The 16,940-nt window shown below is 69.7% G+C and carries 12 protein-coding genes; 9 read left to right on the top strand and 3 right to left on the bottom strand.

Annotation, left to right across the window (positions count from 1 at the left end; genetic code table 11):
* Window positions 1–8 precede the first annotated feature (8 nt).
* Entirely contained in the window at window positions 9–953 is a 945-nt protein-coding gene (locus SLAV_RS09880; RefSeq protein ID WP_030234813.1) for a carbohydrate ABC transporter permease, read from the top strand.
* Window positions 954–965: 12 nt separating this feature from the next.
* Window positions 966–1,895, top strand: a complete 930-nt coding sequence (locus SLAV_RS09875) for a carbohydrate ABC transporter permease (RefSeq protein WP_030234809.1) — start codon at window positions 966–968, stop codon at window positions 1,893–1,895.
* 32 nt (window positions 1,896–1,927) lie between these two features.
* Here the strand turns inward: SLAV_RS09875 and SLAV_RS09870 are convergent, their stop codons facing one another.
* Window positions 1,928–2,653, bottom strand: a complete 726-nt coding sequence (locus SLAV_RS09870) for an MgtC/SapB family protein (protein WP_030234808.1) — start codon at window positions 2,651–2,653, stop codon at window positions 1,928–1,930.
* 16 nt (window positions 2,654–2,669) lie between these two features.
* On the bottom strand, window positions 2,670–5,390 hold the full coding sequence (gene mgtA, locus SLAV_RS09865) for a magnesium-translocating P-type ATPase (RefSeq protein WP_030234805.1): 2,721 nt from the start codon (window positions 5,388–5,390) through the stop codon (window positions 2,670–2,672).
* 556 nt (window positions 5,391–5,946) lie between these two features.
* Here mgtA and SLAV_RS09860 point away from each other — a divergent pair.
* The 6 genes from SLAV_RS09860 to SLAV_RS09835 all read left to right on the top strand — a co-directional run bounded on the left by SLAV_RS09860 (window position 5,947) and on the right by SLAV_RS09835 (window position 14,500).
* Window positions 5,947–7,161: an ROK family transcriptional regulator gene (locus SLAV_RS09860; RefSeq protein WP_030234803.1), complete on the top strand. Its 1,215-nt coding sequence runs from the start codon at window positions 5,947–5,949 to the stop codon at window positions 7,159–7,161.
* Between the two features lie 118 nt (window positions 7,162–7,279).
* The gene (locus tag SLAV_RS09855) at window positions 7,280–8,392 is read left to right on the top strand and encodes a sugar ABC transporter substrate-binding protein (RefSeq protein WP_030234801.1); all 1,113 of its coding nucleotides are present in this window, start codon (window positions 7,280–7,282) and stop codon (window positions 8,390–8,392) included.
* 241 nt (window positions 8,393–8,633) lie between these two features.
* On the top strand, window positions 8,634–9,422 hold the full coding sequence (locus SLAV_RS09850; protein WP_030234798.1) for an ATP-binding cassette domain-containing protein: 789 nt from the start codon (window positions 8,634–8,636) through the stop codon (window positions 9,420–9,422).
* Complete coding sequence (locus tag SLAV_RS09845; protein ID WP_030234790.1) at window positions 9,419–10,729, top strand: sugar ABC transporter permease; 1,311 nt, start codon at window positions 9,419–9,421, stop codon at window positions 10,727–10,729. Before SLAV_RS09850 ends, SLAV_RS09845 begins: the two co-directional genes overlap by 4 nt.
* 254 nt (window positions 10,730–10,983) lie before the next feature.
* On the top strand, window positions 10,984–12,900 hold the full coding sequence (gene dxs / locus SLAV_RS09840) for a 1-deoxy-D-xylulose-5-phosphate synthase (protein WP_030234788.1): 1,917 nt from the start codon (window positions 10,984–10,986) through the stop codon (window positions 12,898–12,900).
* Between the two features lie 97 nt (window positions 12,901–12,997).
* Complete coding sequence (locus tag SLAV_RS09835) at window positions 12,998–14,500, top strand: amino acid permease (protein WP_030234787.1); 1,503 nt, start codon at window positions 12,998–13,000, stop codon at window positions 14,498–14,500.
* 10 nt (window positions 14,501–14,510) lie between these two features.
* On the opposite strand, the gene SLAV_RS09830 is transcribed toward SLAV_RS09835, so the two are convergent.
* Window positions 14,511–15,659 (bottom strand): LCP family protein, encoded by a 1,149-nt coding sequence (locus tag SLAV_RS09830; RefSeq protein ID WP_030234785.1) that lies wholly within the window; start codon window positions 15,657–15,659, stop codon window positions 14,511–14,513.
* A gap of 133 nt (window positions 15,660–15,792) precedes the next feature.
* Between SLAV_RS09830 and SLAV_RS09825 the strand changes: the two genes are divergently transcribed.
* Window positions 15,793–16,923 carry a PLL family lectin gene (locus tag SLAV_RS09825; protein ID WP_030234783.1) on the top strand — a complete coding sequence of 377 codons (1,131 nt, stop codon included), beginning with the start codon at window positions 15,793–15,795 and terminating at the stop codon, window positions 16,921–16,923.
* Window positions 16,924–16,940 lie beyond the last annotated feature (17 nt).

Below are 16,940 nucleotides of genomic sequence, written 5' to 3'. Positions count from 1 at the left end.
GGACACCCATGAGCCAAGTAGCCACGAGCAGAGGGCGGGTCGGCTTCATCGCCGGTTTCCTCGTCCTGCCCCTCGCGCTGTACCTGACCTTCGTCATCTGGCCGTACATCCAGACGTTCGGCTACTCCTTCACCAACTGGTCCGGCCAGTCGCCGACGTTCGGCTTCATCGGCCTGGACAACTACACGGCCCTGATGAAGGACGAGGTCTTCCTCGGCGCCCTGTGGCACAACCTGCTGCTCCTGGTGTTCGTCCCGACGCTGACCATCCTGCTCGCCCTCTTCTTCGCCTTCATGGTGAACGCGGGAGGGCGCAGCGGGGCGGGCGGTGTCCGCGGGGTCCGGGGCTCCGCCTTCTACAAGATCGTCTACTTCTTCCCCCAGGTCCTCTCCCTCGCCATCCTCGCGGTCCTCTTCGGCGCCGTGTACCGCAGCGACGAGGGCGGCCTGCTCAACGGCTTCCTCATCGGGCTGGGCCTGGTCGACCCGGCGCACCCGGTCGAATGGCTCAACGAGCCGAACCTGGTGCTCTGGTGCCTGCTGCTCGTGGTGGTCTGGCACGGCGTCGGCTTCTACCTGGTGCTCTTCTCCGCGGCCATGCAGTCCGTGCCCAAGGACATCTACGAGGCCGCCCTGCTGGACGGCGCCGGCCGGGCCCAGACCTTCGTCAAGGTCACGCTGCCCCTGCTCTGGGACTCCGTACAGACCTCGGCGGTCTACCTGGGCATCGCCGCGATGGACATGTTCGTCCTGGTGTCGACCATGACCTCCGGCTCGTTCGGCGGCGGGCCGGACCACCACAGCGAGGTCATGGCGACCGTGCTGATGCGCAACTTCCTCTACTTCGGCAAGAGCGGATACGCCTGCGCCATGGGCGTGGTCATGCTGGTGCTCACCATGATCCTGTCCGTCGTCACGCTGCGCGCCACCCGCCGCGAGCGCATCGAGTTCTGAGCGGGAGACACCATGACCACAGTGATCAAGGCGCCCGGCGAGGCCGGGGCGCAGCGGTCCGGGGGCAGCGGCCGCCGGACCGGGGAGGGCGGCGGCCGCCGCTCCGACGGAACGGCGCTCAACGTCTTCTCCCACGGCTTCCTGGCCGTCTGGGCGATACTGATCGTCCTGCCGCTGTTCTGGCTGATGCTCGGCTCCTTCAAGACCGACTCCCAGATCGGCGGATCGGCCCTCGGCTGGCCCTCCAACTGGCACTTCGACGCCTTCGTCCGCGCCTGGGACAAGGGCATCGGCGACTACTTCGCCAACACGGTGATCGTGATGGTGTTCTCGGTCCCGCTGACGATGCTGCTCGGCTCGATGGCCGCCTACGTGCTGGCCCGGTACCCCTTCCGGGGGAACCGCCTCATCTACTACTTCTTCGTCAGCGGGGCCATGTTCCCCGTCTTCCTGGCGCTCGTCCCGCTGTTCTTCATGGTCAAGCGGCTCGACATGCTCAACAGCTACCAGGGGCTGATCCTGGTGTACGTCGCCTACTCGATGCCGTTCACGGTCTTCTTCATGCACTCCTTCTTCCGCACCCTGCCGACGGCGGTGCACGAGGCGGCGGTGATCGACGGGGCTTCCGACACCCGGATCTTCTTCCAGGTGATGCTGCCGATGGCCAAGCCCGGCCTGATCAGCGTCGGGATATTCAATGTCCTGGGGCAGTGGAACCAGTACATCCTGCCCTCCGTGCTGATGCAGCCCCAGAGCGGCTCGGACCCCGAGCGCTACCTGCTCACCCAGGGGCTGATCCAGCTCCAGCAGCAGATGGGGTACGAGACGGATCTGCCGGTGCTGTTCGCCGGCGTGACCATCGCGATCATCCCGATGGTGGTGGTCTACCTGTCCTTCCAGCGCCAGATCCAGGCCGGACTGACCTCCGCCACGCTCAAGTAGCCCGCCCCGTCAGCCCGCCCGTGGCCCGTCCGTCAGCCCGCGGGGTCGGGCACCACCGACCAGCCGACCGCCGAGACCGAGGGATCGAGCGAGAGGTTGCCCACCGCCTCCTCCAGCGCCCGGCACCCCTCTCCCTCGGCGGTCAGCAGCGCCGACACCGTCACCTGTCCCGGCACCGGGCCGTCCTGGCTGCGGATCTCCCGCAGCCGGTAGCCGGGCCGGCCCAGCGCGTCGGCCAGCCGGTGGCGGACGTGGGCCTCCTCCGTCTCCGGGCAGACCGCCTCGAAGTGGTAGTCGACGGACACCTCGGCCCCGCCGCGCGGCTCCCGGTCGAGCCGCCGGCCCAGCGGGCGCAGCAGGAGGTTCGCCCCCACCACGCCCGCCGTGCCGAAGGCGGCCAGGACGAACAGGCCCACCCCGGCCAGGCAGCCCACTGCCGCCGAGCACCACAGGGTGGCGGCCGTGTTCAGGCCCCGTACGCTCAGCCCGTCCCGCATGATCACACCGGCGCCCAGGAAGCCGATCCCGGAGACGATCTGGGCGGCGACCCGCGAGCCGTCGTAGTTCACCTCGGAGACCGCGCCGAGGAACCCGTACTGCGAGAGCAGCACGAACAGGGCGGCCCCGCCCGCCACCAGGGCGTTGGTGCGCAGGCCCGCCATCCGGGCCCGCCACTGCCGTTCCAGGCCGATGACCGCCCCGAATCCGAGCGCGGCCGCCAGGTGGCCGGCCATCTCCCACTCCGTGAGCAGGGTCATCGGCCCGTCCCCCTTCCTACAGCCAGGTCTTGAAGGTGCGGATGTACCAGGTCTTCACCAGCTGGGTGAGCGTGCAGTACGCGAGGAGCACGACGACCAGCCAGGGGAAGTAGCTCGCCGGCAGGGCCACGAAGCCCAGCGAGGGAGCCAGCGGGGAGAAGGGCAGCCAGAGTCCGGTCAGCACCGCGAGGACGGTCATCACCATCACCGGCCAGGAGGCGCGCGACTGGAGGAAGGGGATCCTGCGGGTGCGGATCATGTGGACGACCAGCGTCTGCGAGAGCAGGCCCTCGACGAACCAGCCGGACTGGAAGAGCGACTGGGCGGCCTCGCTGTCGGCGGAGAAGACGTTCCACATGATCACGAACATGGCGATGTCGAAGACCGAGCTGATGGGCCCGATGGTCACCATGAAGCGGAAGATGCCCTTGGCGTCCCAGTTCCGCGGCTTGCGCAGGTACTCCTCGTCCATCCGGTCCCACGGGGTGGCCAGCTGGGCGATGTCGTAGACCAGGTTCTGCACCAGCAGCATGATCGCGAGCATCGGCTGGAAGGGGATGAAGGCGCTGGCCACCAGCACCGAGAAGACGTTGCCGAAGTTCGACGAGGCCGTCATCTTGATGTACTTGATGGTGTTGCCGAAGGTGGTCCGGCCCTGGACGACCCCCTGCTCCAGGACCGTCAGGTCCTTCTCCAGCAGGATGATGTCCGCCGACTCCTTGGCGATGTCGACGGCGGTGTCGACCGAGATGCCGACGTCGGCGTCACGCAGTGCCGCCGCGTCGTTGATCCCGTCCCCGAGGAAGCCCACCGTGTGCCCCTCGGCCTGCAGGGCCCGCACGATACGGGCCTTCTGGACCGGGTTGACCTTGGCGAAGACCGTCGTACGGGCGGCCAGCGCGCGCAGTGCCGCCTCGTCGAGGCCGTCCAGCTCGGCGCCCGCGACCACGTGGCCGACCTCGATGCCGACGTCGGCGCAGACCCGGGCCGCCACCAGCTCGTTGTCGCCGGTGACCACCTTGACCGCGATGCCCTTGTCGGCCAGGCCGCGCAGGGCCGCGGCCGCGGAGGCCTTCGGCGGGTCGAGGAAGGCGAGGAAGCCGATCAGGGTCAGACCGTCCTCGTCGGCGACGGAGTAGGTGTCGCGCGGGGCGGCGACCGTACGGGTGGCGACGGCCAGGACCCGCAGCCCCCGCCGGTTGTTGTCCTCGGCGATCCGGGTGACGTGCCAGCGCAGCTGCTCGGTCAGTTCGACCCTCTCGCCGCGGTCCCTCATATGGGTGCACAGGCCGAGCACCTCCTCGACCGCACCCTTGGTGATCATCACGTGCTCGGCACGGCCGCCCGCGCCGAGCACGCTGTTGCGGTTGAGGACCACGGACATCCGGCGCCGGGCGAAGTCGAAGGGGATCTCGTCGACCATCGAGAACCGTGCGTCGACGACAACCTCCTCGGCCTCGTCCACGCGGTCGACGACCGCCTGGTCCATCAGGTTCCGCAGGCCCGTCTGGAAGTGGGCGTTGAGGTACCCGTACTCCAGGACCTCCGCGTCCTCGTTGCCGTGGACGTCCAGGTAGCGGTCCAGGACGATCCGGTCCTCGGTGAGGGTGCCGGTCTTGTCGGTGCACAGGACGTCCATCGCGCCCAGGTTCTGGATCGCGTTGAGCCGCTTGACGACGACCTTCCGCTTGGACATGGCCACCGCGCCGCGTGCCAGGTTGGCGGAGACCACCATCGGCAGCATCTCGGGGGTCAGGCCCACCGCGACGGCGACACCGAAGAGGAAGGCCTCGTTCCAGTCGCCCTTGGTGAAGCCGTTGATCATGAAGACGACGGGGACCATCACCAGCATGAAGCGGATCAGCAGGAAGCTGACCCGGCGCACGCCGTTGTCGAAGTTGGTCTGCGGGCGCTCACCGACCAGCGAGCCGGCCATCGAGCCGAAGTAGGTGTCGGCGCCGGTGGCGACGACCACGCCGGTCGCGGTGCCGGAGGTGACGGAGGTGCCCATCAGGCAGAGGTTGTCGGCCTCCACCGGGTCGGTGGTGGTGTGCTGGCCGAGGTCGTCGGCGCGGGTGTCGGCCTTGGCCACCGGCAGGGACTCGCCAGAGAGCGCGGCCTGGGAGACCATCAGGTCCTTCGAGCGGATGATCCGCAGGTCGGCCGGGATCAGGTCACCGGCGGCCAGCTTGACCAGGTCGCCCGGGACCACCTGGTCCATGGGCACCTCGAAGGTGGTGGGGCCCGAGCCGGTGCCGGCCCGGCGCTGCACCGCGCAGGTGGTGGTGACGAGCTTCTTCAGCGCCTCGGCGGCCCGGCCGGAGCGGTACTCCTGCCAGAAGCGCAGCAGTCCGCTGAGCCCGACCATCACGGAGAGGATGAGAACGCCGGGGTCCGCGGGATCCTGCCAGAACATGACGGCGGCCAGGAAGACCAGTACGCCGATGAAGGGGTTCCAGAACGCCTTCGCGAGCTGGACGGACCAGTGCGGGGCGCGCTCGTGGGCGACGGTGTTGGCGCCGTGCCGCCCCAGGCGCAGCGCCGCCTCGGCGTGGGTGAGGCCGTTGCGCGAGGTGTCCGCGCCCTGGAGGGCGCTGACGGCGGGGGCGGAGCTGATGGCGGCGAGGCGCTCGCCGACGAGGCGGGTGGCGGCTTCGAGCTCGGCGGCCTTGCGCTCGCGGCGGGAGCGGCCCGGCGGGGCGAGCTTCGTGGGGGAACGAGGGGTGAGCATGGTCATGACGAATACCTCCCTCCACGGGTGTCCGGGCGGCACGGAGCCGATCGGTCACGTGGAGTGATCGTGGTGCGGCGCGCGGGGGCGCGGAAGGCCGGGGACGCGCCGCAGGGCATGGGTGACGCAGCCCGTCACGAGGTGCAGGGCATGCGGAAGGAGTGAAAGGATGCACGCAGACGGCGGAGTACCGCCGTGCGCTTTCAGGTGGAGGTCAGCTGATCAACGGGTCAGCGGACACGAGCGCTGCAAAGACTTCGATCGGGACTCATCCCGAACACCTCCTTGCGTAGCGCCGTCATCACAGGTCGCCAGGTCCGGCCGGAAAGGCCGCAGAGGACCGGCGCCTCAGCGACCGTAGCACGATCCAGGAGACCCCTGTTCCTCCTTTTGGCCGCTGGTGTCCGATTCGTGCTGCGTCAGCCTCTTGACGTCTGGATACCCAAAGGCTCGACTTAAGGTTCACAAGTTGGAGAGACGCCGGGGTCTCGGAGCACGCAGCCGCGACGACCGGCCGGGGGGCGACGGCTGGCCGTCGCTTATGGGCAGGAGTGGATGAGTCGTGCAGACTCCCGGATCGCAGTCCTCGCTGCATCGCGCGAACCTCGAACGCGTCGTGCGGGCCGTGCGCCTCGCGGGTTCGCTGACCCAGGCGGAGATCGCCCGCACCACCGGACTGTCGGCGGCCACGGTCTCCAACATCGTCCGTGAGCTCAAGGAGGGCGGGACCGTCGAGGTCACGGACACCTCGGCCGGTGGCCGGCGGGCCCGCAGCGTCTCGCTCAGCGGGGACGCGGGCATCGTGATCGGCGTGGACTTCGGCCACACCCACCTGCGGGTGGCCGTCGGCAACCTCGCGCACCAGGTGCTGGCCGAGGAGACCGAGCCGCTGGACGTGGACGCCTCCTGGGTGGACGGGTTCGACCGGGCGGAGGCGCTGGTCGGCCGGCTGATCGAGGGCGTCGGCGTGGGCCGGGACAAGGTCATCGGCGTCGGGCTCGGCGTCCCCGGCCCCATCGACGTGGAGTCCGGCACCCTGGGCTCGACCGCGATCCTGCCGGGCTGGGCCGGGATCAATCCGCGCCGGGAACTCTCGCAGCGCCTCGGCGTGCCCGTCTACGTGGACAACGACGCGAACCTCGGGGCGCTCGGCGAGCTGGTCTGGGGGAGCGGCCGGGGGGTCAAGGACCTGGCGTACATCAAGGTGGCCAGCGGCGTGGGCGCGGGCCTGGTGATCAACGGGCAGATCTACCGGGGACCGGGCGGCACCGCCGGGGAGATCGGGCACATCACCCTGGACGAGTCCGGTCCGGTCTGCCGCTGCGGCAACCGCGGCTGCCTGGAGACCTTCGCGGCCGCCCGCTACGTGCTGCCGCTCCTCCAGGGCAGTCACGGCCCGGAGTTGACGATGGAGCGCGTGGTCGAGCTGGCGCGGGAGGGGGACCCGGGCTGCCGCCGGGTCATCAGTGACGTCGGGCGGCACGTGGGCAGCGGGGTGGCCAGCCTCTGCAACCTCCTGAACCCGAGCCGGGTGGTGCTGGGGGGCTCGCTGGCCGAGGCGGGCGAGCTCGTGCTGGCCCCGATCCGCGAATCCGTGGGGAGGTACGCGATCCCCAGCGCGGCCCGGCAGTTGTCGGTGCTGACGGGGTCGCTGGGCGGCCGTGCGGAAGTGCTCGGCGCACTGGCCCTCGTACTCAGCGAGATGGGCGATTCGACGCTTTTGGCGGAAAATGGGATCGGAGTACGCGCCCCCGCAGTCATGTCTTCAGTTAGATAACGGATGGCACCGTTGTCATCTCGTTAAGGATTCACTCCTTGACGACAAACTCGCGGCCGGGGTTGACTCACACCCACCTCGGCCGCGGTGTTGCGGCCTCGTCAGGGAGGTTCAACCAATGAACACGCGTATGCGTAGAGCCGCCGTAGCCGTCGCCGCCGGTGCCATGGCCGTCTCGCTGGCCGCCTGTGGCAGTGCCAAGGAAGCGGGCGGGGAGAAGAAGCCCACGGGTGCCGCCGCCGGTGACGCGATCAAGGTCGGTCTGCTCCTGCCGGAGAACCAGACCGCGCGCTACGAGAAGTTCGACAAGCCGCTGATCGAGAAGAAGGTCGCCGATCTCACGGGCGGCAAGGCCGAGGTCGTCTACGCCAACGCCAAGCAGGACGCGACCACGCAGAACTCGCAGGTCGACACGATGATCACCAACAAGGTGAACGTCCTGATCGTCGACGCGGTCGACGCCAAGGCCATCGCCGGCGCGGTCAAGAAGGCCAAGGACGCCGGCATCCCGGTCGTCGCCTACGACCGCCTGGCCGAGGGCCCGATCGACGCCTACACCTCCTTCGACAACGAAGAGGTCGGCAAGGTCCAGGGCAAGGCGCTCCTGGAGGCCCTGGGCGACAAGGCCAAGGACGGCCAGATCGTCATGATGAACGGCTCCGTCACCGACCCGAACGCCGCGCTGTTCAAGAAGGGCGCGCACTCCGTCCTCGACGGCAAGGTGACCATCGGCAAGGAGTACGACACCAAGGAGTGGAAGCCGGAGAACGCCAACACCAACATGGCGGGAGCGCTCTCGGCTCTCGGCAAGGACAAGGTGATCGGCGTCTACTCCGCCAACGACGGCATGGCCGGCGGCATCATCACCGCCCTCAAGGCCGCCGGGCTCTCCCCGCTTCCCCCGGTCACCGGCCAGGACGCCGAACTCGCCGGTGTGCAGCGCATCGTGGCGGGCGAGCAGTTCATGAGCGTCTACAAGCCGTACGCCCCGGAGGCCTCGGCCGCCGCCGAGATGGCCGTCGCCCTCGCCAAGGGCGAGAAGATCGACGGGATCATCAACAACAACATCGACAGCCCGACCACCAAGGCCGTGCCGTCCGTGCTGATCCCGGTGGTCTCGCTCACCAAGACCAACATCAAGGACACCGTCGTCAAGGACGGCGTCTACACGGTCGAAGAGATCTGCACCGACAAGTACGCGGCCGCCTGCGCCACCCTCGGCCTGAAGTAGGTCCGTCCGCCGGGGTCCCCGAGGGGCCCCGAGGAGGCCCTCCGAGGCCCCGCGCGCGAACGCTCCCGTGAAGAAGCGTCTCCTCCCGCGAGACGCCCCCGCGCCTGCCCGGCGCCCCGCACCTTCATCCCGCCACCTGCGGGGCGCCGGGCAGAAACGATTCACCTTCTTTCCGTGTCCCCCCATCCGCCCCGCTCCTGCTCTTTTGCACGACATCCCCGCCGGTCAGGCGGCGAAGGAGATGGTTCATGTGTCCGCTGCGCCCGTGCTGGCGTTGCGAGGGGTTTCGAAGCGGTTCGGCGCCGTCCAGGCCCTGACCGACGTAGAACTCGAAATCCACTCCGGTGAGGTGGTCGCCCTGGTCGGCGACAACGGCGCCGGCAAGTCCACGCTGGTCAAGACGATCGCCGGCGTGCACCCCATCGATGACGGCGTCATCGAGTGGGAGGGCCGTCCGGTTTCCATCGGCAAGCCCCACGACGCCCAGAACCTGGGCATCGCGACGGTCTACCAGGACCTCGCGCTGTGCGACAACATCGACGTCGTCGGCAACCTCTTCCTCGGCCGTGAGCTCAAGCGCTTCGGCGTCCTCGACGAGGTGGAGATGGAGCGCCGCGCCCGCGAGCTCCTGACCACCCTGTCCATCCGGATCCCCAGTGTCCGGATCCCCATCGCCTCGCTCTCGGGCGGTCAGCGCCAGACCGTGGCGATCGCCCGTTCGATGCTCGGCGAGCCCAAGCTCGTCATCCTCGACGAGCCCACCGCCGCCCTCGGCGTCGAGCAGACCGCACAGGTCCTCGACCTGGTGGAGCGGCTGCGCGAGCGCGGCCACGCCGTCATCCTCATCAGCCACAACATGGCCGATGTGAAGGCCGTCGCCGACAAGGTGGCGGTGCTGCGGCTGGGCCGCAACAACGGTGTCTTCGATGTCGCCGACACCTCGCAGGAAGAGATCATCTCCGCCATCACCGGGGCCACGGACAACGCCGTGACCCGCCGGGCGGCCCGTACCGGGGAGGCCCGCAAGTGAGCACCCACCAGCCTGCCGCCGACCCCCTCGACAAGGGGACGCAGCAGCACGTCGACCCGGTCAACCCGGCAGCGGCGGCGGACGCCATCCCCGCCGTGGACCCCCGCCTGCTCGTGCGCGAACAGGGCCTGAGCGGCTACCTCAACGAGTTCGGGCGCAAGCTGAAGGCCGGCGACCTGGGCTCCCTCCCGGTCGTCCTCGGCCTGATCGTCATCTGGAGCATCTTCCAGAGCCTGAACTCGAACTTCCTCTCCCCGGAGAACCTCACCAACATCGCGATCACGATGGTCGCCACCGGCATGATGGCCGTCGGCATCATCTTCGTGCTGCTGCTCGGCGAGATCGACCTCTCCGTCGGCTCCGTCAGCGGTGTCTCGGGCGCGATCGTCGCCGTCCTCGCCGTGACCCACGGCGTGAACGAGTGGCTCGCGATCCTCGCCGCCGTCGCCGGCGGCGCCCTCATCGGCGCGATCCACGGCTTCTTCTTCGCCAAGATCGGCGCCCCGGCCTTCGCGGTCACCCTGTCCGGCCTGCTGTTCTGGTCGGGCGCGATGCTGCAGATCCTCGGCAGCAACGGCACCATCAACCTCGACCCCGACGGCGTCGTCGGCCAGCTGACCACGTACTACTTCTCGGACGTGGCGGCCGGATACGGTCTGGCGGCGCTCGCCGTGGCCGGATACTTCCTCGCCACCTTCTTCGACAACCGCCGCAGGGAGGCCGCCGGGGTCCCCTCGCGGCCGCTGACCGAGATCCTGCTGCGCACCGGCGTGCTCGCGCTCTTCACCTTCGGGCCCGCCGTCGTGTTCAACCAGTACAAGGGCCTGCCGCTCGCGGTGGTGCTCTTCGTGGTGGCGCTGGTCGGCACGGACTTCCTGCTGCGCCGCACCACCTTCGGCCGCAACGTCTTCGCCCTCGGCGGCAGCGTCGAGGCCTCCCGCCGCGCGGGCATCAACGTGGCCGGGATCCGGATCGCCGTGTTCTCCATCGCCGGCACCTTCGCCGCCGTCGGCGGGCTCTTCTGGGCCTCCAAGATCGCGGCGGCCAACCAGAGCGCCGGCGCCGGCGACCTGCTGATGAACGTCATCGCGGCGGCCGTCATCGGCGGCACCAGCCTCTTCGGCGGCCGGGGCCGGACCTGGAACGCCCTCCTCGGCGTCATGGTCATCACCTCCATCCAGTACGGTCTGGCCCTGGAGGGCATCGCGACGCCCATCCAGTACATGATCACCGGCGCCGTACTGCTGGCCACGGTCGTCATCGACTCGGTGACGCGCAAGACCCAGAAGACCGCAGGACGCGCCTGACCGCGGGCCCCCCGGGGCCATGCGGGACGGTAAGACCCGTCACAGTGCCCGGTGCCACTTCGTGTGGCACCGGGCACCTGTGCGTAGATCGATGCGCACAACTGTACGGATATACGCCCGTTTGGGAGGTGTGATTCCCGGATGAGGTGTACAGGTATGACAAAGGTGTGACCCTCGCGGTACCGCCCGATGACCGCCCCCGCGGGCGGAACATTAGACTCGACAGCCCGGCAAGCAACTGCAAGGAGGCACGGGTGCTGCTGACCCGCATCAAGGGACCGCGCGATCTGGACGGGCTCGGCCAGGAGGAGCTCAACCAGCTCGCGGCCGAGATCAGGTCCTTCCTCGTCGACGCCGTCTCCAAGACCGGCGGGCACCTCGGCCCCAACCTCGGCGTGGTCGAACTGACGATCGCCTTGCACCGGGTCTTCGAATCGCCCAAGGACAAGGTCCTCTTCGACACCGGCCACCAGGCCTACGTCCACAAGCTGCTCACGGGCCGCCAGGACTTCTCCGACCTGCGCAGCAAGGGCGGCCTGTCCGGCTACCCCTCCCGCGCCGAGTCCGAGCACGACGTGATCGAGAACTCGCACGCCTCCACGGTGCTGGGCTGGGCCGACGGCTTCGCCAAGGCCAACGAGGTGCTCGGCCGCGAGGACCACCACGTCGCCGCCGTCATCGGCGACGGCGCGCTGACCGGCGGCATGGCCTGGGAGGCGCTGAACAACATCGCCGCCGCCAAGGACCGCCCGCTGGTCATCGTCGTCAACGACAACGAGCGTTCGTACGGCCCCACCATCGGCGGCCTCGCGAACCACCTCGCGACCCTGCGCACCACGGACGGCTACGAGCGCTTCCTGGCCCGCGGCAAGGACCTCCTGGAGCGCACCCCGGTCGTCGGGAAGCCGCTGTACGAGACCCTGCACGGCGCCAAGAAGGGCCTCAAGGACTTCATCGCCCCGCAGGGCATGTTCGAGGACCTCGGCCTGAAGTACATCGGGCCCATCGACGGCCACGACATCGAGGCCCTGGAGTCCGCCCTGACGCGCGCCAAGCGCTTCAGCGGCCCGGTCATCGTGCACTGCCTCACCCAGAAGGGACGGGGCTACACCCCGGCCCTGGAGCACGAGGCGGATCGTTTCCACGCGGTCGGCGTGATCCACCCGGACACCGGTCTGCCCGTGAAGACGGCCGCGGCCAGCTGGACCTCCGTCTTCGCCGACGAGATGGTCGAGCTCGGCCACGAGCGCGAGGACATCGTCGGCATCACCGCCGCCATGCTCCACCCGGTCGGCCTCAACAAGTTCGCCGAGGCCTTCCCGAACCGCATCTACGACGTGGGCATCGCCGAACAGCACGGCGCCACGTCCGCGGCGGGCCTGGCCAGCGGCGGCGTCCACCCGGTCTTCGCCGTCTACGCGACCTTCCTCAACCGCGCCTTCGACCAGGTCCTGATGGACGTCGCCCTGCACAAGTGCGGGGTCACCTTCGTCCTGGACCGGGCCGGCGTCACCGGTGACGACGGCGCCTCCCACAACGGCATGTGGGACATGTCCATCCTCCAGGTCGTCCCGGGCCTGCGGCTCGCCGCCCCGCGTGACGCCGAGCAGCTGCGCGCGCAGCTGCGCGAGGCCGTCGCGGTCAAGGACGCCCCCACCGTCGTGCGCTACTCCAAGGGCGTCGTCGGACCGGCCGTCCCGGCCGTCGGCCGGATCGGCGGCATGGACGTGCTGCGCGCCCCCGGCGCCGAGGTCACCCGGCCGGACGTACTGCTCGTCTCGGTCGGCGCCCTCGCCCCGATGTGCCTGGAGATCGCCGACCTGCTCGACAAGCAGGGGATCTCGACGACCGTGGTCGACCCCCGCTGGGTGAAGCCGGTGGACGAGGCCATGGCCCCGCTCGCCGAGCGCCACCGGGTGGTCGTCACCGTCGAGGACAACGGCCGTACCGGCGGCGTCGGCGCCGCCGTCGCGCAGGCCCTGCGCGACGCCGGCGTCGACGTGCCGCTGCGCGACTTCGGCATCCCGCAGCGCTTCCTCGACCACGCGCTGCGCAAGGAGATCATGGCCGAGATCGGCCTGACCGCTCCGGACATCGCCCGCCAGGTCACCGGACTCGTGGCGAAGCTGGACGGGCGCTTCGAGAACGAGCCGGCCGCCACCGTCGACTAGATCGCCGCGCGGTTGCACGTCACGGGCCGGGAGATCACCCTTGAAGGGGTGGGCCTCCCGGCCCGTTCGTGCGTCGTCACCTTTCGGAGGTGCGTCGGTGAGCAAGGATCTGAACAGCGTCTTCCGCACCAAGACGGTGGAGCAGTCCATCCGCGACACGGAGGAGCCGGAACACGCGCTCCGCAAGTCGCTCTCCGCCTGGGACCTGACGGTCTTCGGTGTGGGCGTCATCATCGGCACCGGCATCTTCGTGCTCACGGGCATCGCAGCACGCAACAATGCCGGACCCGCCACTGCCCTCGCCTTCGTCGCAGCGGGCATCGTCTGCGCTCTCGCAGCGCTCTGCTACGCCGAGTTCGCCTCCACCGTGCCGGTGGCCGGTTCGGCGTACACCTTCTCCTACGCCTCGATCGGTGAGCTGCCCGCCTGGATCATCGGCTGGGACCTGGTGCTGGAGTTCGCGCTAGGCACCGCCGTCGTGGCGGTCGGCTGGTCCGGGTACGTGCGCCACCTCATGCACACCAACCTCGGCTGGGACCTGCCCAAGGCACTCGCCGGGCCCGACGCCGGAGGAAGTTTCGACCTGCTGGCCTTCCTGCTGGTCCTGGTGCTGACCGCGATCCTGGTCGTCGGGACGAAGCTCTCGGCGCGGATCACCGCGGTCGTGGTCGCCATCAAGGTCTTCGTGGTCCTGCTGGTCATCGTCGCGGGCCTGTTCTTCATCAAGGCCGACAACTACTCGCCGTTCATCCCTCCGGCCCAGCCGCAGGAGGCGGGCAGCGGCCTGCACACGCCACTGGTCCAGCTGCTCTTCGGCTACGCGCCCACCAACTTCGGCGTCATGGGCATCTTCACGGCGGCCTCCCTCATCTTCTTCGCCTTCATCGGCTTCGACGTCGTGGCCACGGCCGCCGAAGAGACCAAGAACCCCCAGCGGGACATGCCCCGCGGCATCCTCGGCTCGCTGCTGGTCTGCACCGTGCTCTACGTGGCGGTGACGCTGGTGGTCACCGGTATGCAGAAGTACTCGGAGATGTCGGCGACGGCGCCACTGGCCGAAGCCTTCAAGTCGGTGAACCAGCCCTTCTTCTCCGGTGCCATCAGCCTCGGGGCGGCGGTCGGTCTGATCACCGTGTGCATGATCCTGCTGCTCGGGCAGACCCGCGTGTTCTTCGCGATGAGCCGTGACGGACTGCTGCCGCGCGTCTTCTCCGTCACCCACCCCAAGTACCGCACCCCCTACCGGGCGACCATCCTGCTCGGCGGGATCATCGCCATCGTCGCGGGCTTCACCAGCCTGGAGAAGCTCGCGGAACTGGTGAACATCGGCACCCTGTTCGCCTTCGTGCTCGTCGCCCTCGGCGTGATCATCCTGCGCAAGACCCGCCCCGACCTGCACCGGGCCTTCCGCACCCCCTGGGTGCCGGTGATCCCGATCGTGTCGATCGCGGCCTCGCTCTGGCTGATGCTCAACCTGCCGGCCGAGACCTGGATCCGCTTCGGCGTCTGGATGGTGATCGGCATCGCCGTCTACTTCCTCTACGGCCGCGGCCACAGCCGGCTGGGCCGGGGTGAGGACGTACGGGTCGAGCACCGTTAGGGAGACGGACCTAGCCGGCGGACGGCGAGGGCGAGGCCTTCGGTTCCTTCGGGGCCTTGCCCGAGCCGCCCTTGGCGGGGGAGTCCTTCGCCGAGGCGGGGATCTTCTGGTCGGTGCGCAGGGCCTCCCACAGCTGGGAGGCCTGTTCCTGCGCGATGACGACCCGGTTGGGGTCCACCTTGTCGTAGGCGACCGGCAGCATGATGGTCTCCATGGTGGACGGGTCCACGCCCTTCATGCTCCGCGCGAAGTCGGACAGCGCGGTGAGGGAGGCCAGATCGGAGTCGGTGGTCAGCGACTTGGTGCCGGCGTCGGCGAGCTTGTAGAGCCGGGCCGGGTTGCCGAGGGCGTCCTGCTTCTTGATCTCGGACAGCATCGCGAGCATGAACTGCTGCTGGAGGCCTATGCGTCCGAGGTCGCTGCCGTCGCCGTACCCGTAGCGGGTACGGACGAACTTCAGCGAGTCCGTGCCGTTGAGGCGGTGCGTGCCCGCGTCCAGCTTCAGACCGCCCTTCGCGCCGCTCATCGGCCGGTCCAGGGTGACGGTGACCCCGCCGAGCGCGTCCACCAGGCCTTTGAACCCGGCGAAGTCCACCTCGACGAAGTGGTCCACGCGGATCCCGGACAGCTGCTCCACCGTCTTGACCACGCAGGCCGGACCGGCCACCGAGTAGACGGAGTTGAACATCACGCGGTTCGCTGCCGGAACGTTTCTTCCGTCCTTGTCCTTACACTCGGGCCGGGAGATGAGGGTGTCGCGCGGGATGCTCACCGCGGTGGCCCTGGCCCGGCCCTCGGGTATGTGCACCAGCATCGCGGTGTCCGAGCGGGCCCCGCTGACGTCGCCGTGGTCCAGCGCCCCGTTGGCCCCGGCACGCGAATCGGAGCCGAGGACCAGGACGTTCTGCGCGTTCTCGACGACCTTCGCCGGCCGGTTGTCGGTGCCGATCGCCTTGTCCAGGTCGACGCTGGCGATGTTGCCGTTGAGGTGGCTGTAGAGCCACCATCCCCCACCCGCCGCGCCGAGGACCACGACGGCCGCCGTCCAGGCCAGCCCGCGCCGGATCCGGCCGGCGCGCGAACGGGCCGGGCGCGGGGCGCGCCCGCCGGACGCGTCGCCCTCGGTCGGGGTCGTCGTGGCGGTGGTGTCTGAGGTCATGCCCGGGACCGGCCTTCCGAACGGGATGCGGGGAATCTCGCGGGCAACAACATAAGCGCAGGATCGCGCCAGAAGACCCCCGGGGTATCCTGATTCCGTTCGAATGGTGAAGGGGAAGGGTTGCTGGCGGTTCATGGCAACGCGATCCAGGCGCAATTCGCCCACATCCACCCGCCGCCCCGCCGGACCTCCCGCACCGGCCCCCGCGCGCGACTGGAACACCGTGGCGCTGGGCCCCGTACGCGGCCGCTGGCTCCTGGCCGGCAAGGACGGACGGCTCACCGCCTACGCGCGCACCGAGGGCGGACTGCTGCGCTGGACCGAGCGCGCCCCCGGCGGCCCCGGCTGGAGCGGCCCCGACCTCTTCCCCGCCGAGGAGCTGACCGACCTCGCCGTGGGCCAGGGCCCCGACGGGTACGCCCACTTCGTCGGCCGGCGCAGGCGCCGGACCGGGGAGGTGGACACCGTCACCTACCACCACGCGGTGCAGTACCAGAGCGGCCGTCCGATGGGCCCCTGGGAATCGCTGGGCACCCTCTACCGCAAGCCCGACATGTCCCACCGCGGCGGGCCGCCGGCCCTCGCGGTCGACGCCCAGGGCGCACCGCACGTGTTCGTGCGCAACGCCGGGCGCGGGGTCCACGTACGGCGCCAGGACAAGAAGGGCGGCTGGGGCGCGTGGGACGACCTGCGCGGCAGCAAGACCTTCGAGGGGGCCTGCGCCGCCTCCACCGCCGAGGGCCGGGTCCGGTTCGCCGCCCCGGGTGAGAAGGGCATCTCGCTGTGGGCCCAGAGCGCGCCCGGCGGCCCGCTGGTCAAGGGGGAGGACGTCCCCTGCCTGGCCCAGGACGGCTCGCTCTGCGTCCTGGAGACCTCCCCGGGCCGGGTCACCCACTTCTGGCACGCGGCCGACGGCAGCGGGGTGTTCGGCTACCGCGAGGGCGCCGGGGTGCTGGCCCTCGGCGGCGGACCGGGCTATGGCGCCGTCGCCGCCGCCCGCGCGGTGGTCGACGGCTACGACTGCACGGTGCTGGCCCACCGCACCGCAGGCGGCCGCACCGCCCTCGCGGCGTACCCCACCGAGCACGAGGCCGCCGGACTGTGGTGGACCGAGATCGGCGAGGAGTGCCTGGAGTCCCCGGCCCTCGCCGTCGACGCGTACGGCCTGGTCGTCATCGCCTCGATCAGCGCCCGCGGCGAACTGCTCGTCAACCGCCAGAAGGACGGCTCCTCGCTGTCCCTGGGCCGCTGGCAGCGGTTCTGACCCTTTGACGACCGGGC

This window comes from Streptomyces lavendulae subsp. lavendulae (genome assembly GCF_002803845.1).
Classification (GTDB): Bacteria; Actinomycetota; Actinomycetes; order Streptomycetales; family Streptomycetaceae; genus Streptomyces; species Streptomyces lavendulae.
This window is presented reverse-complemented; position numbering and strand designations above follow the sequence as displayed.